General features: G+C 67.5%; 24 protein-coding genes. 8 read left to right on the top strand and 16 right to left on the bottom strand.

Annotated features, from left to right (window positions below; genetic code table 11):
• Positions 1-29 precede the first annotated feature (29 nt).
• The 4 genes from CWS50_RS05000 to CWS50_RS04985 form a co-directional block, all read right to left on the bottom strand.
• Complete coding sequence (locus tag CWS50_RS05000; RefSeq protein WP_127841899.1) at positions 30-776, bottom strand: ABC transporter permease; 747 nt, start codon at positions 774-776, stop codon at positions 30-32.
• On the bottom strand, positions 773-1,696 hold the full coding sequence (locus tag CWS50_RS04995; protein WP_127841898.1) for an ABC transporter ATP-binding protein: 924 nt from the start codon (positions 1,694-1,696) through the stop codon (positions 773-775). Before CWS50_RS04995 ends, CWS50_RS05000 begins: the two co-directional genes overlap by 4 nt.
• A 358-nt stretch (positions 1,697-2,054) precedes the next feature.
• Positions 2,055-2,672: a TetR/AcrR family transcriptional regulator gene (locus CWS50_RS04990; RefSeq protein ID WP_127841897.1), complete on the bottom strand. Its 618-nt coding sequence runs from the start codon at positions 2,670-2,672 to the stop codon at positions 2,055-2,057.
• Complete coding sequence (locus CWS50_RS04985; protein WP_127841896.1) at positions 2,669-3,568, bottom strand: 16S rRNA (uracil(1498)-N(3))-methyltransferase; 900 nt, start codon at positions 3,566-3,568, stop codon at positions 2,669-2,671. Before CWS50_RS04985 ends, CWS50_RS04990 begins: the two co-directional genes overlap by 4 nt.
• Before the next feature lie 87 nt (positions 3,569-3,655).
• Here CWS50_RS04985 and CWS50_RS04980 point away from each other — a divergent pair, with 87 nt between their 5' ends.
• The gene (locus CWS50_RS04980) at positions 3,656-4,519 is read left to right on the top strand and encodes a YggS family pyridoxal phosphate-dependent enzyme (protein ID WP_127841895.1); all 864 of its coding nucleotides are present in this window, start codon (positions 3,656-3,658) and stop codon (positions 4,517-4,519) included.
• A 68-nt stretch (positions 4,520-4,587) separates the two neighbouring features.
• Here CWS50_RS04980 and dnaJ read toward each other — a convergent pair whose 3' ends face one another.
• Together dnaJ and hrcA are read right to left on the bottom strand one after the other, a co-directional pair.
• Entirely contained in the window at positions 4,588-5,712 is a 1,125-nt protein-coding gene (gene dnaJ / locus CWS50_RS04975; protein WP_127841894.1) for a molecular chaperone DnaJ, read from the bottom strand.
• 65 nt (positions 5,713-5,777) lie between these two features.
• A complete protein-coding gene (gene hrcA, locus CWS50_RS04970) occupies positions 5,778-6,890 on the bottom strand; it encodes a heat-inducible transcriptional repressor HrcA (protein ID WP_127841893.1) in 1,113 nt (370 codons plus the stop codon).
• 241 nt (positions 6,891-7,131) lie between these two features.
• On the opposite strand from hrcA, the gene CWS50_RS04965 reads away from it, so the two are divergent.
• Positions 7,132-8,277, top strand: a complete 1,146-nt coding sequence (locus CWS50_RS04965) for a DUF3097 domain-containing protein (RefSeq protein WP_206610474.1) — start codon at positions 7,132-7,134, stop codon at positions 8,275-8,277.
• A gap of 72 nt (positions 8,278-8,349) precedes the next feature.
• Here the strand turns inward: CWS50_RS04965 and CWS50_RS04960 are convergent, their stop codons facing one another.
• Both CWS50_RS04960 and CWS50_RS04955 read right to left on the bottom strand, forming a co-directional pair.
• Positions 8,350-9,804, bottom strand: coding sequence for a sodium:proton antiporter (locus CWS50_RS04960; protein WP_127841892.1), 1,455 nt, complete (start codon positions 9,802-9,804; stop codon positions 8,350-8,352).
• A gap of 526 nt (positions 9,805-10,330) precedes the next feature.
• Positions 10,331-11,158 (bottom strand): hypothetical protein, encoded by an 828-nt coding sequence (locus CWS50_RS04955; RefSeq protein ID WP_243118469.1) that lies wholly within the window; start codon positions 11,156-11,158, stop codon positions 10,331-10,333.
• Between the two features lie 175 nt (positions 11,159-11,333).
• Here CWS50_RS04955 and CWS50_RS04950 point away from each other — a divergent pair, with 175 nt between their 5' ends.
• The 5 genes from CWS50_RS04950 (at position 11,334) to CWS50_RS04930 (ending at position 16,463) form a co-directional block, all read left to right on the top strand.
• Complete coding sequence (locus tag CWS50_RS04950) at positions 11,334-12,362, top strand: sugar-binding transcriptional regulator (protein WP_127841891.1); 1,029 nt, start codon at positions 11,334-11,336, stop codon at positions 12,360-12,362.
• Positions 12,363-13,327: 965 nt separating this feature from the next.
• Positions 13,328-14,158 carry a GHMP family kinase ATP-binding protein gene (locus tag CWS50_RS04945; protein ID WP_164860081.1) on the top strand — a complete coding sequence of 277 codons (831 nt, stop codon included), beginning with the start codon at positions 13,328-13,330 and terminating at the stop codon, positions 14,156-14,158.
• Between the two features lie 308 nt (positions 14,159-14,466).
• Complete coding sequence (locus CWS50_RS13450) at positions 14,467-15,114, top strand: DMT family transporter (RefSeq protein ID WP_341472738.1); 648 nt, start codon at positions 14,467-14,469, stop codon at positions 15,112-15,114.
• A 5-nt stretch (positions 15,115-15,119) separates the two neighbouring features.
• Positions 15,120-15,965 (top strand): pyridoxal-phosphate dependent enzyme, encoded by an 846-nt coding sequence (locus CWS50_RS14055; RefSeq protein ID WP_218973402.1) that lies wholly within the window; start codon positions 15,120-15,122, stop codon positions 15,963-15,965.
• A 96-nt stretch (positions 15,966-16,061) separates the two neighbouring features.
• A complete protein-coding gene (locus CWS50_RS04930; RefSeq protein WP_127841889.1) occupies positions 16,062-16,463 on the top strand; it encodes an alanine--tRNA ligase-related protein in 402 nt (133 codons plus the stop codon).
• A gap of 37 nt (positions 16,464-16,500) precedes the next feature.
• On the opposite strand, the gene CWS50_RS04925 is transcribed toward CWS50_RS04930, so the two are convergent.
• The 6 genes from CWS50_RS04925 to CWS50_RS04900 all read right to left on the bottom strand — a co-directional run bounded on the left by CWS50_RS04925 (position 16,501) and on the right by CWS50_RS04900 (position 21,374).
• Positions 16,501-17,220 (bottom strand): dihydroxyacetone kinase subunit L, encoded by a 720-nt coding sequence (locus CWS50_RS04925; protein ID WP_206610472.1) that lies wholly within the window; start codon positions 17,218-17,220, stop codon positions 16,501-16,503.
• Positions 17,221-17,231: 11 nt separating this feature from the next.
• Positions 17,232-18,248, bottom strand: coding sequence for a dihydroxyacetone kinase subunit DhaK (locus CWS50_RS04920; protein ID WP_127841888.1), 1,017 nt, complete (start codon positions 18,246-18,248; stop codon positions 17,232-17,234).
• Between the two features lie 60 nt (positions 18,249-18,308).
• Positions 18,309-18,989 (bottom strand): class II aldolase/adducin family protein, encoded by a 681-nt coding sequence (locus CWS50_RS04915; protein ID WP_127841887.1) that lies wholly within the window; start codon positions 18,987-18,989, stop codon positions 18,309-18,311.
• A 146-nt stretch (positions 18,990-19,135) separates the two neighbouring features.
• Complete coding sequence (locus tag CWS50_RS04910) at positions 19,136-20,521, bottom strand: PTS galactitol transporter subunit IIC (protein WP_127841886.1); 1,386 nt, start codon at positions 20,519-20,521, stop codon at positions 19,136-19,138.
• A gap of 37 nt (positions 20,522-20,558) precedes the next feature.
• Positions 20,559-20,861 (bottom strand): PTS sugar transporter subunit IIB, encoded by a 303-nt coding sequence (locus tag CWS50_RS04905; RefSeq protein WP_127841885.1) that lies wholly within the window; start codon positions 20,859-20,861, stop codon positions 20,559-20,561.
• Between the two features lie 33 nt (positions 20,862-20,894).
• Complete coding sequence (locus CWS50_RS04900; protein ID WP_164860080.1) at positions 20,895-21,374, bottom strand: PTS sugar transporter subunit IIA; 480 nt, start codon at positions 21,372-21,374, stop codon at positions 20,895-20,897.
• A gap of 542 nt (positions 21,375-21,916) precedes the next feature.
• Here CWS50_RS04900 and CWS50_RS04895 point away from each other — a divergent pair.
• Positions 21,917-23,185, top strand: coding sequence for an ATP-binding protein (locus CWS50_RS04895; protein WP_127841883.1), 1,269 nt, complete (start codon positions 21,917-21,919; stop codon positions 23,183-23,185).
• Positions 23,186-23,320: 135 nt separating this feature from the next.
• On the opposite strand, the gene hemW is transcribed toward CWS50_RS04895, so the two are convergent.
• On the bottom strand, positions 23,321-24,598 hold the full coding sequence (gene hemW / locus CWS50_RS04890) for a radical SAM family heme chaperone HemW (protein WP_127841882.1): 1,278 nt from the start codon (positions 24,596-24,598) through the stop codon (positions 23,321-23,323).
• Positions 24,595-25,620, bottom strand: a complete 1,026-nt coding sequence (gene trmB / locus CWS50_RS04885) for a tRNA (guanosine(46)-N7)-methyltransferase TrmB (protein ID WP_127841881.1) — start codon at positions 25,618-25,620, stop codon at positions 24,595-24,597. The genes hemW and trmB overlap by 4 nt, the downstream gene beginning before the upstream one ends.
• Positions 25,621-25,622: the final 2 nt, after the last annotated feature.

Raw genomic sequence — 25,622 nt, 5'->3', positions numbered from 1 at the left:
CGCCGGGCCGCCGAGCCCGTCCTAGCGTCCTAGCGGGTCCGCCGGGGGACCGTCAGAGCGGCCAGGACCAGTGCCACCAGGCCGAAGCACAGCAGGTAGACGAGGTTGCGGGTGAGGTCCCCAGAGGGGCCGGCCACGGTCTGCAGCTCGTCGACGAAGTCCACCGCCCAGCTCAGGGGCAGAGCGTCGGAGACAACCTCCAGGGCACGGGGCATCTGGTCGCGGGGCACGAGCAACCCGCACAGGAAGAGCTGGGGGAAGATGACCACCGGCATGAACTGCACGGCCTGGAACTCGCTGCGGGCAAAGGCGGAGACGAGCAGCCCCAGGGACACCCCGACGAAGGCGTCAAGCAGTCCCACCAGCACCACCCACCCCCAGGCGGCCTCGACCTCCACGCCCAGGCCCCAGGCACCCACCGCGCACAGGACGAGGATCTGCACCACGGCGGTGGCGGAGAAGGCGGTGGCGTAGCCGAACAGGAGGTCGGCCCGGTGGGTGGGTGTGGTCCACAGCCTCTCCAGGGTGCCGCTGGTGCGCTCGCGCAGCATGGCCACGCTGGTGACCAGGAACATCATCGTCATGGGCAGGATGGCCATCATGGACACGGCGACACGGTTGAACAGGACGTCACCGCCAGGAGAGTCAACGTAGACGAAGTACAGCAGAGTCAACAGCACCGACGGGACCACGGAGATGAGCGCCAGCGTGCGGCGGTCGGCGCGCAGCTGGGCCAGGATCCGTGCCGTGGCAGCCAGGTAGGTGCGTGGGCTCATCGTGAACCTCCCTTCTGTCCGGTCTTCTGAGTGACGCCCTGGCTGGCTTCCCGGCTGGTCTGGTCAGCACCGACAGCACTGTCAGCACAGTCATCACCGACAGCACCGACAGCACTGTCTGACCAGCCCGAGTCGCGGGCGATGACGGCCAGGAAGGCCTCGTCGACTGTCGTGGCCCCGGTGTCCTCCAGGAGCCCGGGCGCAGTGGTGCAGGCCAGCAGGTGTCCCTCACGCATGAGGAGCACCTGGTCGCAGCGGAAGGCCTCGTCCATGACATGGCTGGACACCAGCAGGGTGGTCCCCTCCTGCGCCATGGCCCGGAACCTCTCCCACAGGTCCTCCCGGGTCAGCGGGTCCAGGCCCACGGTCGGCTCGTCCATGACGAGCAGGTCAGGACGGGCCACCAGCGCGCAGGCCAGGCTCACCCGGCCCGCCTCCCCGCCGGAGTAGCTCGACACCGGCCTGTCAGCGATATCCGCCAGACCCACCAGGTCCAGGACCTCCTGCGGGTCACGGGCGCGAGCGCCCGCGAGCCTGGCGAAGTAGGTGAGGTTCTGCCGTGCGGTGAGGTCCTTGTAGACGGCCAGCCCCTGGGTGACATAGCCGACGCGCCCGCGCACCGCAGGGTCACCGGGGGTATGGCCCAGTACCGAGACTCTGCCCCTGTAGCGCTGGACGCCCACCAGAGTGCGCATGAGCGTGGTCTTGCCGCAGCCCGAGGGGCCCAGCAGCCCGGTCACGGTGCCGGGCGCGAGGCTGAGCCCCAGCCCGTGGAGGATCTCCTTGCCTCCGCGCGACACGTGCAGGTCGGTCACCTCGACGACGGGCACGCCCTCATGTGCCCCGCTAGTGGGCTCCGCACCTGGGGCACCTGCTCCAGCTGCTGTTGCTGGTGTACCACCAGCCCCGTTTTTCATCATATGATGAATATAGAGGGCGGCGGAGACCCTGTCAAGGCAGAACAGAGGAGACACAGGAGGGCTGGGGAGCTGGGGGATGGGGGCTGCACATCTTCAACCTTGGCCTGCGCCCGCTTCGACAGCACAGACGTGCGGGATCCCCGCAGGTGCAGGCGTTCACCTCGCTCCATCCAGCCAGAGCAGACCCGAAGATGTGCAGCGCGACCTTTGCTGCACATCTTCAGGTTGAACAGAGAGGGCCGCGATCCCCAGAACGCCGCAGTCCTGGGCTAGCGGCCTCTCAGCAGGCCGACCCAGGGCGGTGATGATGTGCAACTGCGGTCTGTAGCACCCCCAGGTGCCGCGTTTGAACGCCCGCCTACTGGCCGGTCTCCTCAGCCCTTAGCGGGCCGACGGCGTAGCGGTGCAGGGTCGGCCCCACCAGGGCGACCAGCTCCTCCACGTCAAGGGCGGCGAGCGGCTCCGCACCCACCACCCAGCGGACCAGCCCCAGGCCGATGAGCTGGCTGGCGACGAGCTGAGTGCGCAGCTGGGGCCTGTCCGGGGAGATTCGCTCCATCAGAGGGCCGAGGATCCCACCGAAGATGAACCCGGCCACCGGGGCAAGGCTGTCCTGGCTGCTCGTGGCGGCCCGGAAAACGGCGGCGAACCGGTCCGCCCCGACCTCGTCCCACAGGGAGACAAAGTACCGCACCAGGTTGGCACCGATGTCCTGTGCAGGCAGCCGGGCCACCTCGGCCGCCCTGGCGCCCAGGTCCGCCTCGACCCCCGCGCTCGGTGAGATGACTGCGGCAGAGAACAGGGAGGCCCGGTCAGGGAAGTAGTGGTGGACGAGGGCTGGGTCCACGCCTGCCTGGCGGGCGATCCCCCGCAGCGACGTCTGGTAGCCGTCACGGGCGAAGGCAGCACGTGCGGCGGCCAGGATCGCCTCCCTGGCGTCGGGGGAGCCGGCCGGGCGCCGCCCCCGGGGGCTCACCCGGCCACCTCCGTGCCAGGCGCACCCGCAGGCTCCCACAGGCCCGCACGCTGGGCCAGGACCGCCAGGGCGACCGGCCCCGCTGAGGCCGTACGCATGACGTGCGGTCCCAGGCGGACCGTCATCGCCCCCGCTTCCTCAAGGACGGCGACCTCCTCCCGCTCGATACCACCTTCAGGTCCGACGATGACCGCCAACACCGGCCGACCGTCCTGCCCCGGCCCCGCAAGGGCGGACAGCGGTGCTCTCGCCTCCTCGTGGAGCAGCGCCACCACTCCCCCGGCCTGCGTGGTCGCACGTGCCCACTGGGCCAGCTCACCGGTGGACCGCACCTCCTCAACCTGGGGCACGACGGCGCGACGGGCCTGCTTGGCCGCCTCCCGGGCAGTGGTCTGCCAGCGCTGCCGCCCCCTGGACCGCCTGGCCCCCTGCCACACGGACACGCACCGCCTGGCCTGCCAGGGCAGCACCGTCTCAGCCCCCACCTCGGTGGCGGTCTCCACCGCCTGCTCATCACGCCCTCCCTTGGCCAGGGCCTGGACCAGGACCAGGCGCACCAGGGGCGCGGGCTCCACCACCCGCTCCAGCACCCGCACCCCGAGCCGGTCCCTGGCGCCGTCCCCGGCAGACGTCACCGTGCACACCAGCCGCAGCCCCGAGCCGTCAACCAGGTCCACCCGCTCGGGCTCGCGAAGCCGCCGCACGGTCACCGCGTGGCGCGCCTCAGTACCAGTCAGGACGAGCTCGTCGCCGCTGCCAAGGAGGGTGAGCACGAGACCAGCCCCTGGACCGGGTCGAGAACCAGACGGGGAAGGGACGGCAGGGGGCTCCTTCCGGGCAGAGGAGCCAGCGGGCTCAACCGTGCCAGGAGTGACGACAAAGACGGGCGCGCTCACACGTCCCAGGCTACGACCAGCGCAAGCCGCTTCGCAGTACCGTGTGCCGCACGGTACCGGTGTCGCATGGGTGTAGCGTCGTTGCTCATGACATCTTCTCCCGTACCCACCGGTGTCCCCGACGAGGCCGGTGACGGGACCGGCTCGGTACCTATCGGTGACAGCACCCTGGTAAGCGGTACCGGCTCCGCCGGTACCGATACCGCCGCGTCGGTGGAGGAGCTCCGCCGCAGGCTGGCCGCCGTACGTGCCCGTATCGACGCCGCTGCCTGGCGGGCTGGGCGTGACCCCGCGGAAATCCGCCTGCTACCCGTGTCCAAGACTGTCCCGGAGGAGCGGCTGAGGGCAGCCTACGCGGCAGGCGCCACCCAGATGGGCGAGAACAAGGTCCAGGAGACACGGCGCAAAGCGGGCAACCTGGCTGACCTGGGGATCGCGTGGGTCCTTATCGGCCACGTCCAGACCAACAAGGCCCGGGACGCGGCAGCCGTCGCCGACGAGCTCCAGTCACTGGACTCCCTGCGCCTGGCCCAGGCCCTGGACCGTCGCCTCCAGGCCTCCGGGCGCAGCCTGGACGTCTACGTCCAGGTCAACTCCTCCGGCGAGGCCTCGAAGTCCGGCCTGGAGCCCACCGAGGTCCCGGGCTTCCTGGCGCAGCTCCAGGCGTACCCGACGCTGAGGGTCCAAGGCCTCATGACCCTGGCGGCCCACACCACGGACCAGGCGCGTGTGCGTGAGTGCTTCCGCCTGGTCCGTCAGCTGCGGGACGAGGCGGCACAGGCGGGCACGGTGGGGCCGGGACTGCTGTCCATGGGCATGAGCGGGGACCTTGAGACGGCCGTCGAGGAGGGCTCGACCTGCGTGCGCGTGGGGCAGGCGATCTTCGGCGCCCGTCCTACCCCGATGTCCGCCACGCGGACAGGTACTCGCACCAGCACCCCAGAGGCCTGAGCCCCTCGCACGAGACTGGTCAGAACCTGCCCGCCCTGGGTGGCGCGCAGGGGCCCGGCCTCACCGTCTCACCGCCCGGTGAAGCGCTCCTTGAGCTTGCCCATGACGGACTCCTCCCTGGGCGGGGCGACGTCGTCCTCGCCCCGCAGGCTGGCCAGCTCGGCAAGCAGCTGACGCTGACGGTCGTCAAGACCGGTCGGGGTCTCCACCACCACCGTCACGTGCAGGTCCCCCCGGCCCTTGCGGCGCAGCCTGCCCACGCCCAGGCCATCGAGCACGATCTCGTCACCGGGCTGGCTTCCCGCCTTGACAGTGACCTGGCGCTCGCCGTCCAGGGTCTGGAGGGGGAACCGCGCACCCAGGGCCGCCGCTGTCATAGGCACGCGCAGCTCGGTGTAGAGGTCGTCACCGTCGCGCTCCAGGAAGTCGTGGCGCTTCTCGTGGATCTCCAGGTAGAGGTCACCGTTGGGTCCGCCCGCGGGGCCAGCCTCCCCGCGGCCCGACATGCGGATACGGGTCCCGGTGGACACTCCTGCCGGGATCGCCACCTCCAGGTCCTGGTGGGCGTGCTTGCGGCCCTCCCCCGAGCAGTCCTTGCAGGGGGTGACGATAACCGTCCCGTACCCCTGGCAGCCCGGGCATGGCGAGGAGGTCATGACCTGGCCCAGCAGCGTGCGCGTCATGCGCTGGATGCTGCCCGTCCCGTTGCACTGGGAGCACGTCACCGGGTCTGTGCCCGGCGCGCAGCAGGAGCCCCCGCAGGTGGTGCACATGACGTAGGTGTCGATGGGGACGCTACGGGTGGCCCCGAAGGCGACGTCGAAGAGCTCGACCTCCACGGCCACCAGGGAGTCCTGACCACGCCGAGCGCGTGAGGCGGGGCCGCGAGAGCCCGCACCTCCCCCGAAGAATGACTGGAAGATCCCTCCCAGGTCACCGAAGTCGGCACCGGCGAACCCGCCCGGACCGAACCCGCCCCCGTGCAGCGCCTCCTCGCCACCGAGGTCGTACACCTGACGCTTCTCAGGGTCGGAGAGGACCTCGTAGGCGGTCGAGACCGCCTTGAACTCCTCCTCATGGCCTGGTCCCGCGACGTCAGGGTGGAGCTGACGAGCCTTCCTGCGGTAGGCCTTCTTGATCTCCTCAGCGTCCGCCTCGCGGCTGACACCCAGGACCTCGTAGTAGTTGCTCACGTCGTGCGCTTCCTTCGTGTCCGTCGTGGGATGGGTCCGTGGTCTTGGGTCTTGTCCCGGTGGGGCTACCAGCCCTCCTGGTCCTTGTCAGAGTCCTCCTCAGAGCGTTCCTCCCGGGGCGGTGAGAGGAAGCGGGAGAGGTAGTGGGCTACCGCCCGCACCGCAGCCATGGTGGCCGGATAGTCCATGCGGGTGGGACCGATCACCCCCAGGTGCGCGACCGCGTCACCCTGTGCCGGCCCGTAGCCGGCGGTGACCACCGAGGCCTCAGCCAGGGCGTCGTCGTCGTTCTCCGAGCCGATCGACACCCTCATCCCGCCCTGCTCACGGCGGATCGAGGACTCGGTGAACAGGCGCAGCAGGACCACCTGCTCCTCGACGGCGTCCAGGAGCGGGCCCAGGGAGGAGAAGTCGGGGACGGCACGAGCCAGGTTCGCGGTCCCGGCCACCGCCAGGCGCTCCTCGGCGTCCGGCCGCAGCGCCGAGACGAGCTCGTCAGTCACGGCCGTCAGGAGGAGCCGCTCCTCAACGGACACCTGCCGGGCCAGGGAGGCCAGCACCGGAGCCACCTCGGCCGCCCGGCGTCCCACCAGGGCGGAGTTGAGCCGGGCACGCACCCGTTCCAGGACCGCCGGAGGCAGCGGCTGGGACCGGTGCCGGTCCGTGTGCTCCTCATGTGCAGGGGCCAGGGTGACGGTGCGCTGCTCCACACGGCCGGTGTCGGTGATGATGACCAGCAGGACGCGGCCGGGGGCCAGCGCCACGAGCTCCAGGTGCTGGAGGGCGGTCAGCCTCAGGCTGGGGTACTCCACCACCGCCAGCTGTCCTGTCAGCTGGGCCAGCGCACGCACGGTGCGGGCCACCACCTCCTCCAGATCCACCCCGCCCGTCAGGAGCGCGGCGATGGCGGCCCGCTCCGGCGCCGACAGCGGCTTGACGCGTGCGACCTGGTCCACGAAGAGGCGGTAGCCCTTCTCTGTCGGCACCCGGCCGGCGGAGGTGTGGGGCTGGAGGATGTAGCCCTCGTCCTCCAGGCTGGCCATGTCGTTGCGGATGGTGGCCGGGGAGACCCCCAGGTGGTAGCGCTCCGTCAGCGCCTTGGACCCCACAGGCTCACGGGTACGCACATAGTCGGTGACGATGGCAGACAGCACCTTGAGGCGGCGGTCGTCTGCCATGCGCCCGTCTCCTTCCCGTGGCTACTTCCCGTGGCAACACAGCCCTACGGGCCTACGGCGTGCCACCGAGCGGCGTGCGCCCTAGGCTCCGCCCGGCCCCGACTGGCTCCGTCTGCCCGGCGCCGGCTTCGCGCTGGACGCGCCGCTGCCTGCGGCGCATCTGGCACTCACCGGGTGTGAGTGCCATCCTACGCCGCCCGACGGCGGGTCCGCCGCCTGCAGGCCGTGAGGTTCCCCTACCGTGCCGAGGGTGAACACTCCCGCTCCCTACCACCAGCCGGTCCCTGGCTCGACTGCGGCCCGCCGTGCCGCCCTGCGCGCACGTGCCCAGGCGGGCACCGCCCAGGCGCGGGGGACGGGGACGAGCCGGACGGCGGTACCGGGCCAAGCTCCCCCGGTTCCGGCCGCACCACCTCGGCCCGTCCCGGCTCCGCCCTCCTCTGCTCCGGCCTCAACGGCGCGGGGTCCGCTGCGGCGGCCCTCCTCCGCCGACCGTTACGGCAGCGACGTGCTGTCAGCCGACCCGCACCGGGTGGGTCCGGCAGCCGTCCGTCCGCAGTCAGTCCCCCTGCGGGTCTCACGCGGCCTGGTGGTCGAGGACCGTCAGACTGGTTTCGTGGGTGCGGCGGTCGCGGTGGAGAAATCGGGCGGCCAGCACCTGGTGGTCCTGGAGGACCGCCACGGCACCCGCCGCGCCTTTCCCCTGGGACCGGGGTTCTGGGTCGAGGGGCGTCCTGTGGTCCTGGAGCCTCCCGCACCTGCTAGGCGCAAGCCCACTGGTCCGCTCAGCGCCTCGGGGCGCAGGCTGACCGCCTCGGGCTCCTACGCCGTGGAGGGAGAGGAGGCCAGGACAGCCAAGGTGGCACGAGCCTCACGGATCTGGGTGGAGGGCCGCCACGACGCCGAGCTGGTGGAGAAGGTCTGGGGGGACGACCTGCGCCACGAGGGGGTCGTGGTCCTCCTGCTGGAAGGGGTGGACAACCTGGCGCGGGTCATGGCTGAGTTCTCCCCCTCCCCTTCCAGGCGCGCCGGGGTGCTCGTGGACCACCTGGTACCCGGCTCCAAGGAGTCACGTATCGCCCAGGAGGTCGCCGCCATGCCTGGGGGCGACAACGTCCTCGTCCTGGGGCACCCCTACGTCGACGTGTGGCAGGCAGTCAGGCCCGAGCGCCTCGGCCTGAGCGCCTGGCCGCAGGTGCCACGAGGCACCGACATCAAGCACGGGACGCTGGAGGCCCTGGGGTGGCCGCACGACTCCCAGGCGGACGTCGCTCACGCCTGGAAGCGGATCCTGGGGCGGGTCCGCTCCTACAAGGACCTGGAGCCCAGCCTCCTGGGACGCATGGAGGAGCTGATCGACTTCGTCACGGCTCCCGGGACGCGCTAGCCCGGCAGCAGGCGGGCGCGCACTCACCCCGGTCAACAGAAACGTCATAGGACAACGCGGCACCATGTTGTCCTATGACGTTTCTGTTGACTGGGCGCGCCGACCCGGCCGAGACGCCTGCTCCTCCGGAGAGGCCAGCGCCAGGCGCCGCGAACGGGTCAGCAGCCTGGCGTCACGGGCCAGGAGGGCCACGACCACCACGACCCCCAGCACCCGCCACCAGGCCCCCGGGGCGAGGAACAGCAGGACCATGGCGGCGATGACAGGGACCAGGTGCTGGAAGGAGCGCAGCACGTAGCCGCCGAAGGAGGGCATGTCCACGCCGTCGGCGTCAGCGACGGACTTGACCATGAAGTTGGGGCCGTTGCCGATGTAGGTGATGGCGCCGCACAGCACCGCGCCCAGGGAGATGGGGACCAGGTAGGCCTCGGGCACGCCTGCCACCGTGGCCCCGCCGGGGTGGGCGACCTGCCCGGCCATCTCGAAGAAGGTCGCGTAGGTGGGGGCGTTGTCCAGCATGGAGGACAGCCCCCCGGTGAACACGAAGAAGGTCACCTCGTTGAGAGGCAGCCGCCCGGCAACCTCGTCCAGGTAGTGCAGGGCCGGGATCATGGTGAGGAAGATGCCGATGAACAGGGCCGCGACCTCGGCGATGGGTGCCCAGGTGAACTGGTTGTCCCCGAAGCGGGTCTCCCGGTCACCCAGGAGGTAGGAGGCCGCTGCGGCGGCGAGCATGACCGCCTCGCGCACAGGCAACCAGGAGGCCAGGGTGGCGTGGCCGGCCTCAATGGCCTCGGTGTCCACCGAGGGGGCGAAGGCCACTGCGGCAATGATGACGGCGAAGAACACAAAGTTGACGGACCCCTTCAGCCCCAGGGGCTCGATGTCGGTCTCGTCGGCAGCGACGGCAGCGACAGGCTCGCGCGCGTAGTAGTAGGAGTCCAGGGCGTAGTAGCTGATGAGCAGCATGCCGTTGACGAAGAGGTACTCCGGCAGGAGGCTGAAGGTCCAGGTAAAAGGCACGCCGCGCAGGAACCCTAGGAACAGGGGCGGGTCGCCCAGCGGGGTCAGCAGCCCCCCACAGTTGGCCACGACGAAGATCGTGTACAACACGGTGTGGACCCGGTAGCGGCGCTCCTTGTTGGTGGCCAGCAGGGGACGGATGAGCAGCATGGCGGCGCCGGTGGTCCCCACGAAGGAGGCGATGACCCCACCCACAGCCAGGAAGATGACGTTGTTGCGCGGGGTGGCCCGGATGTCGCCCTTGAGGAAGATCCCTCCGGAGACCACGAAGAGGGACAGGAGCAGGGCGATGAACTGGGCGTACTCCACCACGGAGGCGAAGACGACCTGCCACCCCCCGGCCACCCACATCCAGGCGGCTACCGGCAGCCCCAGCCCCAGCGCCACGCACAGCTGGCTGGAGCGTCTCTCCCACCAGTGCGAGGTGGCGGGGACCAGGGGCAGGACGGCGATGCTGGCCAGCATGGCCGCAAAGGGCAGGACAGACCACCACTCCAGGTGCACGGATCGCTCCTTCGTCAACAAGCCGTCAGCAGCTGCCAGCCAGCGTCGGCAGCGCGCCGGATCCGCCACGTGACACCTCACGCAGCACCCGGGGCTCAGCCAGAGGCGAGACCCGAGCATGCTGCGACACGTGGACAGACACGTGGACAAACGCGTGCGACTTTACTCCTGCCTGAGCCAAGCTGTCACGTAGGGGCCACGGCACCAGGGCGTCCTCAGGGCTGCGGGCAGCGCGCCCCGGACGCAGCCGCACGATCGGCAGCGGCTGCTGCGCCTCGTGCTGGTGCTGCGGCTGTTCCACCGCACGGCTGGCACGGCACTGCGCGGCAGGGTCGCGGCAGGGTCATTGTCTACGCCGCCAGCGGGGCGGTCCTGCTCGCCTGGGTCGGGTCGCTGGCCGTCCTGGAGGCGGAGCGCCCGGCGGACGGGGCGACGATCACCAGCCTCGGCGACACCCGGACCCGCCCTGGGCCTCCTGCCCTCACGCATCCTGGGCCACGCCACCCCATGGTCCCGACGAACCGGGTCAGCGTGCGACGTCGTGGCCCTGGACCCGCACGTAGGCGTAGGCGGTCATGAGCTCGACGAGCGGGACGGTGACGACCCAGCCGACGACCGTGACGACGCCGAGGGCCAGCAGGCCGAACCCGGCCAGCGCGAAGGGGATGAGCTGGCCCGCGTTGCCAGCGAGGAGGCTCGTGGACGTGGTTATGCCCTCAATGCCGTTCACCCCCTTGTCCGTGGTGACGTAGACGGCGAAGTGCAGCAGGTAGGCGACGATGATCCCACCAGCGCCAAGGAGGAAGAAGGTCAGGACGCCAGCCAGGATAGCAGCCAGAGCGCTGAGGAGGCCCGCGAGGAGCCCTCCGCCCAGGTTCGGGAAGGACACGAAGTCGCTCCAGGTCACCCGCTGCCCGGCGGCGGTCCGGAGCGCGACACTGGCCAGGGCGATGGTGCCGAGCAGACTGAGCACAAAGCTGAGCAGGCTGCCCAGGAAACCTAGTCCAAGACCGTAGCTGTAGGTCTCACCGTTGACGGTCGTCTCCGCGTTGAAGCCGATACTTGACAGGACCGTCCAGACGATGAAGCCGACAACGAGCACGAGCGGGTTGGCCTTGAGCCTTGACCAGGCCCAGGACAGGCCGTCACCCACCCCCATGGCAGGACCTGTCGGCGCGCCATAGCCGGGCACGCCGTAGCCGGACTGGGCGTAGCCCGGCTGGCCGTAGCCGGGTGCAGCACCAGGCTGGCCTCCTGGCTGGCCGTAGCCGGGCTGGGGCTGCTGCGCACCGGGGTACTGGCCGGAGGCACCGGGGTACTGGCTGGGCTGCTGAGGGTTCGGCGGTGTTGTCATGGACCTATCATGACGCACTTCTGCGGCGTCTCCTGCCACCTGTGCTGCCGCCCTCTGCCCCCGCCCGAAAAGACGTGCACCCGAGCACCTCTCTGTAACGCCTTTTCTCGCACCTTGATTCGGCTGTCGACACCGGAGCCTGCTGCACCCCGGAGCCAGGCTCTACGATGGTGCCGTGGCCGACGCTGGCAGACGAGACGACATCGAGCTGCTGCTGCGAGTCTCCCGCATGTACTACGAGGAGCAGCTCACTCAGGCTGAGATCGCCCGCCGAGTGGGGTACTCGCGTGCCACTGTCTCTCGCATGCTGACCCGGGCCCGGGAGACGGGAATCGTGACGATCTCCATCTCGCACCCGCTGGAGAGGATCCTGTCTGTCGAGCGGGGACTGCGCCAGGCGCTGCCCCTTCAGGTCGTCCGGGTCACGCCGGTGCACGACGACAACATCCTCGACGCCATCGGACGCGGCGCCGCCGAGCTCCTCACCGACACCATCACGGACGGCCAGGTGGTGGCCGTGGGCAACGGGCGCTCGGTGGCTGCCACGGCGCGGCACCTGCGCCCGGTCCCCCGCCCCGGGTGCACGATCGTCCAGCTGCTGGGCTCGGTCCCGGGAGGCCTGCCCGCCTGGGGCCGGGACGCTCCCACGGTGTGCAGCCGTATCGCCCAGAGGCTGGGCGCCAAGACCGCCCGGATGGCGGTCCCCCTCATGGTGGACGATCCGGCCCTGCTGCAGCCGCTCATGCGTGAGGAGAAGGTGGCCACCGTCCTCGCCCTGGCCGCGAGGGCCGATGTGGCGCTGGTGGGGGTTGCCGGGATCGAGGCCCACGGGGCAGGAAACATCCTGGCGGAGTACCTCACGGCGGAAGTGAGGGAGGCGATCCGAGCAGGCGGGGCCACCGGCCACATTCTTGACCACCACTTCGACGCCCGCGGGCGTCACGTGCCCACGCCGCTGACGGCGCGCACCCTCGCCCTGCCGCTGCGCGACCTCAAGAAGATCCCCCTGGTCATCGGGGTGGCGGCCGGCAGCGACAAGGTAGAGGCTGTCGTCAGCGCGGTACGCGGCGGCATCCTCAGCGGCCTGGTCACCGACGACGAGACTGCCTCCTCGATCCTCCAGCACGTCCACGATGTCAGGGCCAGGGGCCAGGAGGTCAGGGCCAGGACACCTCCCGGCCGAGGCGCGACGGCCAGGGGCTAGCGTCCCGCGTCGCTTGCCAGCCGGGGAGTCGGCCTAATGACGTGAGGTTGACCCGGGTTGTTCCTGTCCAAATGAAGAACCTGGCAGGTCCCGTCCCCACCGTACGATCCGGGTATGCAAGCCCGGCCTCTAGGGCCTAGGGTGAACTGCGCCCCTCTAAAACTGCACTTCTCTGTGAGGGTCATGGCGGTGGCGGCCCAGGCGGGGCGCGCAGACGCCGGGATACACTGGTGGCGTAAGGCCAGTGAGGGTATGTGCCTGGCGAGGAAAGAGGTCCGGCTGGCTACTTTGTCGGTGACCACAACCATCAGGCGGGCGGAGTCTGCGCGGGCCGTCTGGTGGGTGCAGTGGAGCGATCCTGGAGAGCCGCCAGTCGGCGCCACAGTAGCGCCTCACCCACTTTGGCAGGACCTAGCGGGCGATATTGGCCTCGGCTGCCACAGAAGCGATGAGGCACCCATCCAGCCCCGGGGCAACAACCGCAGACGGCCCTGCGGCCTCACGTCGTTCCTTGGTGGAATATCGTCGGCACAACCCTTCTGTCAAGCGGGACGCTCTGGCACCGCCTGCCCCATACAGACCCCGGCTCCGCCCCTAGCTCTCACCCTACAGCGCCACCATCACAACTCACAACAGCCAGCGTCTTATAGACGAACGACAAACACTATTGTTTATAGACAAAATTTTCCCAGTATCTTGCACGAAATCACGAGCCAAACTGGCACACACCCCAGCATACCGAGCACAAACGCACCTATTTTGAATCGCTTCCCGCCTGTCCACGCTCCGGACGTCTATTGACGTCATTTCAGGCACCATGTAATATTGACTACATGGCTGGAACGTCCAGAAACAAAAGAATCTTCAATACTTATAAGCCGAGACACCTTCGTCGCAATCAGAACCATACAAACTGCAGAAACTGCGTCCATGGAACATTTGGAGAACTTCTTCAAGGGTACACCATGAACGATAATGAGTTTCAGCACTTTCTGTATACGCTGCCGGTCGAAGAACTTCAAACTACAGCATCACTGAGAACAGTCTCAAACCAACGAAAAGGAACCTCCACTCACAAGCAGAAATCTATGACTGCTCTCCAAAAACTAGCAGATGAAACAGGAGTTGATATAACCTCCATGGAACTGAACTTAAGTTCCAACATCCCCGTCGGAAAGGGCTGTTCTAGTTCTACCGCCGATATTATTGCTACAACTAACGCATTTCTTCGGCGCTTCTTTCCGGGGACGCCAACCCCTATTGCTTCAGCACTAACCACACATATTGCGTCTACTATAGAGCGAGGCGAGCACCTCACTTGTCCTGGCATAGTCTCCTGCGCCCAGCGTCAACATAAGGTACTTCAACGCTACAAAACAAGAATGGGAATAACCATAGTAGGTGTTGACGAAGGAGGATTTATAGATACGGAGAAGTTTCACAAAGAAATCACCCCAAATGAGTCTCTGGCTTGCACATACTCTGATCTATATAAGAGAATGCACGTAGCGTTAATGCAAAACGACCGCCAGGCAGTTGGGTCAATCGCCACTGAAAGTGCTGAAATACATCAAAAAGTCCTCCCTAAGGAGTCTTTCGACAAAGCGCTATCGCTGTTATTTGAGACTGATGCACTTGGAGTATGCGTAGCACACAGCGGGACTGCCATAGGGATGATGCTTCCTTCCGAAGACGAAACTATTGATGAAAAAGTGTCTTACATTCAGCAATGCCTGTTAGAAAATGAGAATAGCGCACCAATGCCCGTCTTGACGCTGTTGGAATATGGAGTATAAAACACGTGTTGTTAGACAGAAACCGTAACGCTCATTCCCCAATGCGCATCGCCAAGTTGACCCAGAATAGCATACTACCGATATCTGGTGTTGTGCTAGCAGTTTGCTGCTTAGCATTAGGAGGCGTATTTGTCCGTTACAGCGAAATCGGACCCATGGCAACCGGTGGGTACCGATCACTAATTGCCGCACCCATTCTCGGCACACTTCATCTTGCTACAAGTAACCGAAGGAACATAAAAGAAGATTAGCCGAAAAGCACCCGAAGACTAAATGCCAGAGATAATATTCTGGTATTTGATGGTGGAATGTTCTTATGCGCAGATCTCTGCCTTTGGAATATTTCTTTCTTTTATACCACTCTCGCAGAATCCAATTTGTTGGCAAATCTCGTGCCCTTTGTAGTCGCACTTTATATGTGGCTACTATTTAGGGAAAGGCCCGACAGGCGCCTTCTGCTTCCTTCTCTTGTTGCGATATCCGGCCTTCTTATGCTCACTATGGCAAATGGCGCCCTACACATTAACCATCTCATTGGAAATGTGTTGGCTCTTGCTACAGCTTTTTTCTATGCCGCATTCCTTCTGGTAACCAAAAGTTTACGCGAACGACATTCTGCCTTAAAAGTAATGACTATATTAGGCGTGTGGTGCGGTGTCGGTTGCCTATTTGTTTCTGCCATTGCTAGAGAGAACGCCACTCCGGAGACTCTACGGGGCTGGTCGATACTGCTTGGACTCGCAGTATCATCGCAACTGTTGGGCCAAACATTGATGGCCCACTGTGTTAAGTACATTAGTATACAACTTGCATCACTCTTCATTTTATTACAGCCGGTTGCTGCAGCCCTATACTCTTACATTCTGTTCGACGAAATTTTGACAGCGACCCAAGTTCTGGGAGTATGCGCTCTTCTTGCCGCAATATATCGATCTAGAGAAATAATGGAATCGTAGACACTATGTGTACACCAATTTCATTGGACGAGGCAGAAGCCAGGATTCATGAGTTTTGCGATCTTAGAATACTTACCCTACCGAAACAGAATGGTCAGATTCGCGCAATATTTGGCTCCCCTGCAACGGAATCAAGTTTTAAGTCCATCCTTGGCCTTGGCTTGCTTCTGCTGGCAAGAAGGGAGGGACTACTGGCACCTGGGCAACCAGTTATAGAGTCCACTTCCGGCTCTCTGGGTGTGGGGCTCGCTTACGCAGGTAAACTTCTTGGCCACAGAGTCCACCTCATTTCTGATATCGGAATTCCCAAAATAACGCTACGAAAACTTGACCACCTTCAAGCCGTGATCCATCTCGTAAGTATCCCTCATCCTAGTTTAGGGATGCAGCAAAGCCGAGACGACCTGCTAACTGAAATTCTCTCGACTAACAGCGACTACTACTGGCCGAACCAAAACGACTCGCCTTTAAATCCGGAAGTTTATCGGCGCTGGTTAGTCCCGAGGCTACGGTTGAAACTGCATGGATCTGCACCCATAGACGCGGGCTGTTTTGCCGTAGGCAGCGGAGGCCACTTCACGGCTTTAGCGGAGATGCTGAGGAAGCACGGTGCCCCTTCTTACGCGGCAGACCGTGAGGGGTCAATCACTTTTGGGGGCTCCCCCGGTTCCTCAGTCATTCGGGGAGTCGGCGACCAGAACAGAGTTCCAGCGGTCATCCAGAACTCAATGAACTTAGTCCAGGAGGCTATTCGGGTGAAGGACTGTGAGGCTATTTCCTCGTGCAGAAGGCTAGCCAAGCATGTATATTTGTTGGTGGCTCCTCGGGAGTTGCGTACTGTGCATCCCTGAGACTGCTAGAGCGCCTGGGAGACAACAGCACTGTTCTTACCTTCTTCCCTGACCGGGGCGGACTGTACACAGACATCCTGTAAGGATGATCCACACATGACGACCAGCTCTGACGATCACACCGAGCTCCTGTACAACCACGATCCCTACATGGCCGAGACCACGGCAACCGTCACCGAGGTCAGCGGGGAGGACGTCATCCTCGACCGCACTCTGTTCTATCCCGAGGGCGGCGGGCAGGCCGCCGACACCGGCCGCGTCGGCGGCCACCAGGTGGCACGCCTGCGCCGCGAGAGGACCCGCCTGGAGCAGGTGGGCACAGGTGCCCCCGTCCCCGTTGCGGCAGTGGTCGTCCACACCCTGCCCGGCCACGACCTGGCCACCGGGGACGTGGTGGACCTGGAACTGGACTGGCAGCGCCGCTACGACAACATGAAGACCCACACCCTGGCCCACCTGCTCTACATCGCCGTCAGCGAGCACCTCCACCACCGCTGACACACCCCGAGCCACCCCCGCCGCGCCGAGCCACGCGTCACTCCTGCCCGGGGCAAGCCGTCCTCCAGGCGAGGATGCCGTCGAAGAGGAGCCTGCCGACCTCAGCCCCGCCGTCCAGGACACCCACGCTGCGGTCGGCGGAGTAGGCCGCGCGGCCGTGAACCGCGCGCATCTGCCGGGTTGCCGCCGATCCGGCAGCCGCCGCCTGGGCAGCCCGGCGAAGGGCAGCCGTGACCGGGTCAGCCAGGGTCCCCTCCTCGACCAGAGGCGCCTCCCCAGCCGAGGAGCCCTCCCGGCCCTGCGTCACTGCCTGCGGCGCTATACCGACCGCCTCCTCCAGGGCCTGCACCGCAGGCAGCAACGCGTCCAGGACCGTCTTCTCCCCCGGGGCGCACTCCGCCCGGGCCATGATGGTCTGTGTCCCAGCCCGCAGCGCCCTCGTGGTGGTGGACAGGTCCGCCTCACTCAGTCCCCGCAGGGACCTGGCCATCCCCATGAGACCGAAGCTGAGGATCGTCCCCAGGGAGGACGGCGCGGCCTCGTTGAGGACCCGCGCCCCCTGCCGGAAGGCCTGGCCCAGGTCCCTCGGCGCGCTGCTGCCAAGAAAGCTGGCTACCGCTGCGAACCCGTCGTCCATGGAGACGCCCAGGTCGCCGTCACCGCCTACCTGGTCCAGGCTGACAAGGTAGTCGCGGTTGCGCGTCATGACAGCACTGACGGAGGTGAAGACCTCGGAAAGAGTGTCCGTGGTGAGCACAGCACGTCCTCCTACCTGGCACCCACGCTGGCGGCGGCGTAGAACGGAGAGACCGCCGGAGCCTCAAGCAGGCTGCGCAGCTGCTCGTCCAGGCGCAGGACTGTCACCGACAGGCCCGCCATCTCCATGGAGGTGGCGTACTCCCCCACGTGGGGCATGACGATCCTGACCCCGCGGGCGCTCAGGAAGGAGTGCACGCTGCGGTAGACGATGAGCTGCTCCTCCAGCGGGGTAGCCCCCAGACCGTTGACCATGACGCAGACCTCCTCGCCCTCGGACAGGGGCATGTCCGCCTCAATGGTCTCCACCGCGAGCTGAGCCACCTCGTGGGCGCTCATCATGGGCCGGGTCTCGATACCCGCCTCGCCGTGGATACCCATGCCGACCTCGATGTCGTCCTCGCCAACGCTGAAGGTGGGCTCACCGACCCGGGGGACGACGCACGGGGACAGGGCGAAGCCGATGGTGCGGGTTCGGTCCAGCGTGCGCTGGGCCACCACAGCGACCTCCTCCAGGCCCATCCCCTCCTGCGCAGCCGCTCCCGCAGTCTTGAAGGCCAGGACCAGCCCGGCCACGCCGCGCCGCCTGGAGGCGGAGTCCGGGGGTGCGCTGGCGACGTCGTCGCGGGCCAGCACCTGGCGGGTCTTGATACCGTCAAGCTCGACGTCGTCACAAGCCATCCGGAAGTTGAACAGGTCCCCGTTGTAGTTGCCGTACAGGCACAGCACCCCGCGGCCACGGTCGCAGGCCCGGATCATGTCAGCCATCTTCTGCGCCGAGGGCGAGGCGAAGACCTCCCCGACGGCACAGCCGTCCAGCAGACCCTGGCCCACGTAGCCCAGGAACAGGGGAAGGTGCCCGCTGCCCCCTGCGGTGACGACGCCAACCTTGTCCTGGCGGGTCGGGTACCGCGAGACCAGGACCCGGTAGTCGCCGTCGAGCAGGCCCACCCGGTCTCCGTAGGCCGACTCAATGCCTTCCATGGTGTCACGGACAAAGGAGTCGGCGGTATTAAGCAGCTTCTTCATGGCAGTGTCCTTTCCAGTCGGTTCCAGTCGGTGTCCTTCTTGGTGTCTGTGGTGTCGTGCTCACCTGGGCGCCTGGCCCTCAGGCAGGGTGATCTCCTCCGGGTAGGACCAGGCACCGAGCTCGTCAGGGGTCAGACTGCCCGGCTCCTGCCCGCCGGAGGCGACCAGGCTGTGGTGGTAGAGCTGCGCCAGCTCCTCAATGTAGGCGGCCTTGAGGTAGGCCTCGTAGATGCTGCGCGAGTCCACGGCGACGGTCCCGTGCTTCTCCAGCAGCACGCAGTCCGCCTCCCGGACCGCCTGGGCCACGGAAGCAGCCAGCCCAGGGGTGCCGGGGCGCGCGTAGGGGGCTACCGGGACCCGTCCCCGGGACAGTCCGAGGCTGGCCACCTCGTAGACGATGGCCGGAATCGGCCTGCCCAGCACGGCAAAGCTCGTGGCGTACACCGAGTGCGTGTGCACCACGGCCACGACCTCGGGGCGGACCCGGTAGACCTCAAGGTGCATGAGGGCCTCGCTGGAGGGACGCAGCCCGGACTCGTTCTCCACGACCCGAGCCTGGCCGTCCACGACGACAACGTCGCGCGGGCTCATCTGGTCGCGGTCCAGCCCCGCCGGGGAGACGGCGACGAGACCGGTCTCCTGGTCACGCACGGAGAAGTTGCCCGACCTGTGCTTGCACAGGCCGTCGTGCTGGGCACGCCTGCCGATCTCGCACAGGTTCTTCTTCAACGGCTCCAGCATGGATGGTGCTCCTTTGCATAGTCAGGTATGGATGGGTGACGGAAGAAACCGGGTCCCAGGCGGGTCCCGGGGCGCCCGGGCAGATCGGCGGCGGGGGCGGCGCGGGCACGACGCCCTCGACGGGTTCCGGGGCGCCCGGGGGCGGCTCAGGCCTGGACGGTGGGCGCCCCGCCTGCCGCAGCCCCGGCACGGGCCTGGTCCCGCTCCCGCACGAGGCTGCGCGAGTAGAGGACAAAGCACAACAGCCATGCCAGGAATATCCCCAGGGGGAGCCAGTTGCCCTCTACTACCTGCATGAGGTGGGACAGGGCGTAGGTAAAGATCGGGGCGTCGATGGAGGAGCTGGAGATGGACTGCCCCGCCGCGAGGTCGACCGCCCTGGTGGTGTTGGCCAGCTCGGTCATGAAGGGGGCGAAGGCTGTCCCCGCCCACAGGAAGACCGGCGCGAAGATCGTGCACTGGATAATCATCCGGATGATGTTGCCGCGACTGGCGAAGAAGGCCCCCACGGCCACGCAGATGTTGATGATCCCGGCAAAGGGGAGAATGCCGTTCCCTGGAAGGAGGAAGGAGTAGAGGAGGGTGACCGGGACCGTCCAGATGACGGCGATCCAGATCTCGTTGGACCCGCCCAGGAAGGGCCAGTCCAGGCCCACGTAGAGCCGACGGTCCCTGAACCGTGCCCTCATGAACTCCGATATGGCCTCCGATACGGGCTCCAGCGCCTGCATGAAGTACCTGGAGATCACCGGGAAGAGCGTCAGAGCGGTGGCGGCCTGGACCGCCAGGGTGAGCGTGGCGGCCACGTCGAACCGGGCCAGCACGCCAAACAGCAGGCCGAGGACAAAGCCCAGCACGTGGTTCTCCGCGAGGATACCGACCTTGCTGCGCAGGTCGGCGGCGTTGAAGGAGCGGTCCAGCCCGGGGACCCGGCGCAGCAGGCAGTCCACGACGTACATGGGTGCCGCGATGAAGACCATGCGGTGGGTGATAGTCACCCCCGGTATCCCGGTCATCGACTCCACCCGGTGCTGGTGGAAGTCGCCGGCCTTGAGCTCGAGCACCGTCTGGACCGCGGCCAGGGCGAAGGCGAGCGCGACGTTGCCGGTGATGGAGTAGACCGCGACGGCGGTGAAGATCTTGCCCCACACGTTCCACAGGTCCGCGTTGAAGGTCTCGGTCTGCCTGGCCAGGATGAGCACGACGTTGATGCCCACGACCAGGGGGAACATAAGGAAGGCGTAGGGCCAGGACCAGGAGATGGTGGACATGGTGGTCCAGCCGCCGTCAGTGACGGGAAGGTCCACGCCCACCGTGGTGGACATGGCCTGGGCCGCGGGCGTGATGGCATCGGTCATGTAGCCGATCAGCATCGTCATGCCGGAGAAGGCCACGCCCAGGGTGACTCCCGCCGACAGCGCCTCCCTGGCCCGCATGCGGACCGCGAGGCCGGCGGCAATCATGATGATGGGGACGAACACGGCTGCTCCCAGAGAGAGCAGGAACTCCACTGATCCCTGAAGAAACTGCATGGTGTCACCTTGTGAGTAGTCCTGGAAGAGCCAGCGCTCAGGTGAGGACCGGGTCCTGGCTCGCCCGGATCGCGGCCACGAGCCTGGCCATCTCCTCGTCCTGTCCAACCCCGGTCAGGAAGGCGATCCCGTTGATCTCGGGCACACCTGAGCCTGTGGAGCCCTGGACGATGGAGATGTAGGCAGCCGCGTCCCTGAGGTGACGCTCCACGGACTTCAGGTCAACGGCCTGGACGTCGGCCTCGACCCCGGCCTCCTTGAGCAGGCGGCTGACCTTGCTGGCAACAGTCTGCGACGTGGCGACACCACTGCCGCAGGCAACAACAACTTTGGTCGTCATGGGAATGTGTACCTCCGTGAGTCTGGCTGGATGTCAGGGGCGCGACGAGCCACCTGCCACGGCCTCCCGCACGGCCACGAGGTAGTCCTCGGTGCTGCGGGCCGCCAGCATCGTCGTCGTCAGCCCCGGCTGCTGGAGGGCCTGGAGCAGCTGCTGCAGCGTCTCAAGGTGCCCGCCGTTGCCGGTGAGGCCGAGGACGAGCACGAGGCGGACGTCGTGGACGACCTGGTCGCGCCCCATCTCCCGCCAGGGCACCGGCGCACCCAGGCGCAGTAAGGCGATGAACGGGACCACAACGTGCTCGGGGTCGCAGTGCGGGATAGCGACAGCCTCGGGGGCCAGGGGCAGTGCCGTCGGGTAGGCCTCCTCGCGAGCCACCAGGGCCGCCCTGAAGGAGGGACGCACGTACCCCTTGTCCTCCAGTGCCACCGAGACACGGTTGAGGACGGCTTTCTGGTCGGGCTCGGACCAGTCCAGGAAGACGAGCTCCCTTCTCAGCAGGTCCCGGTGCACAGCGCCTCCTCGGCCACGGGCGGAACGCCGGGACCCGCCACGCGGCCCAGCCCGCTGGCAGCGCCACCGAGATCCACCTTGATCCAGCAACGTGCCTCCAGCTTAGACGGCCCACCCGCCCCTGACAATAGGCATCCTGAGCACCTGTTCATCCGATGTCTTATAAGGTGGTCAGCGAAGAATGGGAGCCACACTTGCCTATCCGCTTCATAGCAAGGAAAAAGAGCATCCCTACCGAGACGGGAGCCGTAGCTCGCACACCACCCGGAGACAACATCTGCACCGATGTCAACAGCCTTCTCCCTGGTCCCCCTGTCCTGACACCCTTCAGGACGTGCCTGCACCGACCTGGGGACGCCTCTCTACCGCCTGCACCCTGCCCCGTCCCCCTCAGCACACGCCCTGTCCGAGGCCGCAGCCGCCGGACAACTTGCCCGGTTTCTGCAAAGTCCCCACCAGGAGCCCTGCAAAGTCCCCACCAGGAGCCCTGCAAAGTCCCCACCAGGAGCCCTGCAAAGTCCCCACCAGGCTAGGATGTAGTTGTGGACACCAGCGCGGTCACCGGAATCACCTACCTACCACGAGCCGTGGACCCGCTCGTGCGCCGCGCTCTTGGCGCGGTCGGAGCGGTCATTCTGGAAGGCCCGCGCGGCTGCGGCAAGACCATGACGGGTCTCCACCACTCCTCTTCCTACACCCTGCTCGACACGCCGGAGGCGCAGGCGGCCTCCCAGATCGACCCACGGATGCTGCTGGCCGGGGACAGTCCCCGACTGCTCGACGAGTGGCAGATCATTCCCCAGGTATGGAACCTGGCGCGCCGGGAGGTCGACTTCTCCGCCGAGCCCGGCCGCTTCATCCTGACCGGCTCCGCAGTCCCCGCAACCGCCCCCACACGCCACACGGGTGCCGCCCGCTTCATCCGCGTCCGGCAGCGAACCATGACCTGGGCGGAGAAGAACGGAGACCTCGACTCCGACGGCGTCTGCCTGCACGGCCTCCTTGACGGAGCCGCTCCGCAAGCCTCCTTGGCCACCGTCCCGCTCACCGAGGTGGTCGCCAGGCTCCTCCGCCCTGGTTTTCCCGGGCTCGTGTCCCTGCCACGGGACATCGTGGCGCAGAGCCTGGACAGCTACATCAAGGACACCGCCACCACTGACCTCAACCGCCTGTCGAGTCTTCGCTCAGAGCCAGTCGTCATTGAGCAGCTGATCGCCGCCCTGGCCCGCTCCACCGCCACCGAGGTCTCGCAGGCGACCCTGCGCAAGGACATCGCGCGGGTCCTGCCCGCCCCCTCCGAGGGGACCATGGCCAAGCTCCTGGAGCTCCTGGAGCGGGTGTTCATGGTTGAGCGCGTCCACCCCTGGGCGACCGCCCTGCGGTCCAGGGCCCGGCTGCGTCGTTCTCCTGCGTACCACCTGGCGGACCCCTCCCTGGCGGCTGCGGCGCTGCGCGCTGACGCAGACGACCTGACTGCGGACCTGGAGACCCTGGGCCTCCTGTTTGAGTCGGCCGTCGTCCACGACCTGCTTGTCTACACCGAGGCCATGGGAGGCTCCGTCTTCCGCTACCGTGACTCCAACGGGTACGAGATCGACGCCGTCCTCTCGCTGCCAGACGGCCGCTGGGCCGCAGTCGAGGTGAAGCTCGGAGGCGGGCAGGTGCAGCAGGGCGCCGCCAGCCTCGCAGCAGCCGTCGCGCAGATCGACGCCCCGCCACCGGCGTTCCGGGCGGTCATCACCGGGACGGGCTTCACCGCCACCCTGCCCGACGGCACGCTCACCTTCCCGCTGCACCGGCTGCGCCCCTGACGACGGGCACCGGTACCAAAGCCAGGTGGCCCGGGTGCCAGCAGCCGCACCCTGGCAGTACGTCGGCAGTGCGTCTCGACCTCGGCGGTGCGTCTCGGCAGTGCGTCGGGAGCAGGTCACGGACCCCGCCACCTGTCAGGTACTTCCCTGGGCCAGCGCCCGTGTCACCGTGTCGGCCAGGAGACGGCCCCGCAGGGTGAGGACCGCACATCCCCTGGCTGCGGCGGCCTCGTCGAGCAGGCCGTCACCCACCAGGGTGTCCACGACCGTGACCAGGTGGTCCGGCACGCCCCCTGGACGCCCCGGGTCCCGGGCCTCCTGCGGCCGCAGGTCCAGGCCCTCGCGCAGGCGTACGGACAGCATCACCTGCTCCAGCCGACGCGCCTGCACGTCCAGGACCTCGTGCCCGGCCACCGGGAGCCTCCCGTCAGCCAGCTGCCCGGCCCAGGCCACCGGGTGCCTGGTGTTCCACAGGCGCACGTCCCCCAGGTGGGAGTGGGCTCCCGGTCCGGCACCCCACCAGTCCCAGTCACGCCAGTAGGCCTGGTTGTGCCGACAGGCCCGCCCCGGCCGCGCCCAGTTGGAGATCTCGTACCACTGGTAGCCGGCGGCGGCCAGGGCGGCGTCAGCCATCTCGTACTTGGTGGCCTCGTCGTCGTCGCTGGGCTCGACCAGCTCGCCGCGCCGCACCTGCGCCCACATCCTGGTCCCCTCCTCGATGACCAGGGCGTAGGCGCTGACGTGGTCCGGCTGCGTCTCCAGGGCCGCCTCCAGGGAGCGCTGCCAGTCCTCCAGGGACTCCCCCGGCGCCCCGTAGATGAGGTCCAGGGAGGTCTCCAGGCCGCAGCGGCGGGCCCACTCCACCACCAGCGGCACCCGGTGGGGCTGGTGGGTGCGGTCCAGGACCGCCAGCACGTGGGGCACCGCCGACTGCATGCCGAAGGACACCCGGGTGAACCCCGCCCCGGCCAGCGCCTCCAGGTAGGCCTGGTCCACCGAGTCCGGGTTGGCCTCCGTGGTGACCTCCGCGCCCGGGACCAGCCCGAAGCAGTCACGGACCAGGCCCAGCAGGGCCGCCAGGTCACCGGCAGGCAGCACCGTGGGTGTGCCCCCACCCAGGAACACCGTCTGGGCGGGCCTGGCGGGCAGCCCCGCCTCCTCCATGGCCGCCCGCGCCGCCTCCAGCTCCGTGGCCACGGTACCCACGTAGTCGGCGGCAGAGGCCCCCGCCCCCATGCTCAGGTTGGTGTAGGTGTTGAAGTCGCAGTACCCGCACCGCACCCGGCAGTAGGGCACGTGCAGGTAGACACTGAAGGGGCGCGGCCCGCCCCCCGCCGGTGGCGCCGACCGCACCTGCGACGGCAGCGCCCCGGGGTCAGTCAGGGGCTCGCCCTGCGGCTGGGAGGGGCTCACGGCTGCGGGCGGCAGCCGCTGGCACCCGCCAGGCTGCCCAGCGGGGCGGCGTCACGCAGGTGCCAGGGCTGGGACTCGTGCTGCCGCCAGGAGCGCGCCTGGTCCTGGAGGACTTGGAGCATGCTGGCCCCCCGGTCAGGCTCCCAAGGGACCTCGGTGCGTGTCACCGTCAGGTCGCGCACGGTGCGGCCCGCCTCCAGGCCCCGCTTCTCGAAGCGGGTCATGACCCGCCCGGCGTAGCGGGAGGACCACCCGCCCCGGGTCCCGGCCGGGGAGCCCGGGTCGGGCCCGTTGCCCAGGCTGCCCTCCTGGGCGTCCTGCGCCCCCAGGTCCACCCGGGCGCCCGCGTCGTCGTGACGGAAGTAGGGCAGGGTGTCGTCAGCGCGCACACCCTGGGGCAGGGCGGAGACCTCCTCCACCACGTCACGCATCTGCCAGGCGTAGTCCGCCCAGTCCGTGGCCATGCGCCACACGCCGCCAGGACGCAGCACGCGCGCCACCGAGTCCGCGAAGGCCGTGGTCACCAGGCGGCGCTTGCGGTGACGGGGCTTGCGCCACGGGTCGGGGAAGAACACCCAGACCTCGCTGGCGCACCCCACCGGCAGCGCCGTGGCCAGGAGCTGGGCGGCGTCGGCGGGAACCACCCTCACGTTGCGCAGCCCCTGGCGGCTGATGGCCGACACCAGGCGGGCCACCGCCGTCTCCCACACCTCCACGGCCAGGTAGTCACACCCCGGTCGGGCGGCGGCGTGGGCCAGGAGGGCCTCACCACTGCCGGGACCTACCTCCACCACCAGGGGACGCACCTGCCCCACATGGTCGAAGACCTGCTCCGGGTCCAGGCGGAAGTCCGGGCTGACCGTGCGCACAGCGTCCGCCCGGGGGACGGGGACCACGTAACGGGGAGCCAGGCGCGCCAGTGCCCGGGCCTGGCCGGGACGCAGCCGCCCCCCGGCGCGCGAGTAGGAGCGCACCCGGGAGCGGATGGCGTGGGAGCGGGGCGGGTGCTGCTGGTCTGGCACAG

The organism is Actinomyces wuliandei, assembly GCF_004010955.1.
Classification (GTDB): Bacteria; Actinomycetota; Actinomycetes; order Actinomycetales; family Actinomycetaceae; genus Actinomyces; species Actinomyces wuliandei.
Note: the sequence above shows the minus strand (reverse complement) of the source record. Positions and strands in the feature narration are given on the sequence as shown.

Coding starts and splice junctions, on each gene's coding strand:
- CWS50_RS05000 (WP_127841899.1), bottom strand. CDS start 776: ATGAGCCCACGCACCTACCTGGCTGCCACGGCACGGATCCTGGCCCAG.
- CWS50_RS04995 (WP_127841898.1), bottom strand. CDS start 1,696: ATGATGAAAAACGGGGCTGGTGGTACACCAGCAACAGCAGCTGGAGCA.
- CWS50_RS04980 (WP_127841895.1), top strand. CDS start 3,656: ATGACATCTTCTCCCGTACCCACCGGTGTCCCCGACGAGGCCGGTGAC.
- hrcA (WP_127841893.1), bottom strand. CDS start 6,890: ATGGCAGACGACCGCCGCCTCAAGGTGCTGTCTGCCATCGTCACCGAC.
- CWS50_RS04955 (WP_243118469.1), bottom strand. CDS start 11,158: ATGACAACACCGCCGAACCCTCAGCAGCCCAGCCAGTACCCCGGTGCC.
- CWS50_RS04945 (WP_164860081.1), top strand. CDS start 13,328: ATGAACGATAATGAGTTTCAGCACTTTCTGTATACGCTGCCGGTCGAA.
- CWS50_RS13450 (WP_341472738.1), top strand. CDS start 14,467: ATGTTCTTATGCGCAGATCTCTGCCTTTGGAATATTTCTTTCTTTTAT.
- CWS50_RS14055 (WP_218973402.1), top strand. CDS start 15,120: ATGTGTACACCAATTTCATTGGACGAGGCAGAAGCCAGGATTCATGAG.
- CWS50_RS04930 (WP_127841889.1), top strand. CDS start 16,062: ATGACGACCAGCTCTGACGATCACACCGAGCTCCTGTACAACCACGAT.
- CWS50_RS04920 (WP_127841888.1), bottom strand. CDS start 18,248: ATGAAGAAGCTGCTTAATACCGCCGACTCCTTTGTCCGTGACACCATG.
- CWS50_RS04915 (WP_127841887.1), bottom strand. CDS start 18,989: ATGCTGGAGCCGTTGAAGAAGAACCTGTGCGAGATCGGCAGGCGTGCC.
- CWS50_RS04910 (WP_127841886.1), bottom strand. CDS start 20,521: ATGCAGTTTCTTCAGGGATCAGTGGAGTTCCTGCTCTCTCTGGGAGCA.
- CWS50_RS04905 (WP_127841885.1), bottom strand. CDS start 20,861: ATGACGACCAAAGTTGTTGTTGCCTGCGGCAGTGGTGTCGCCACGTCG.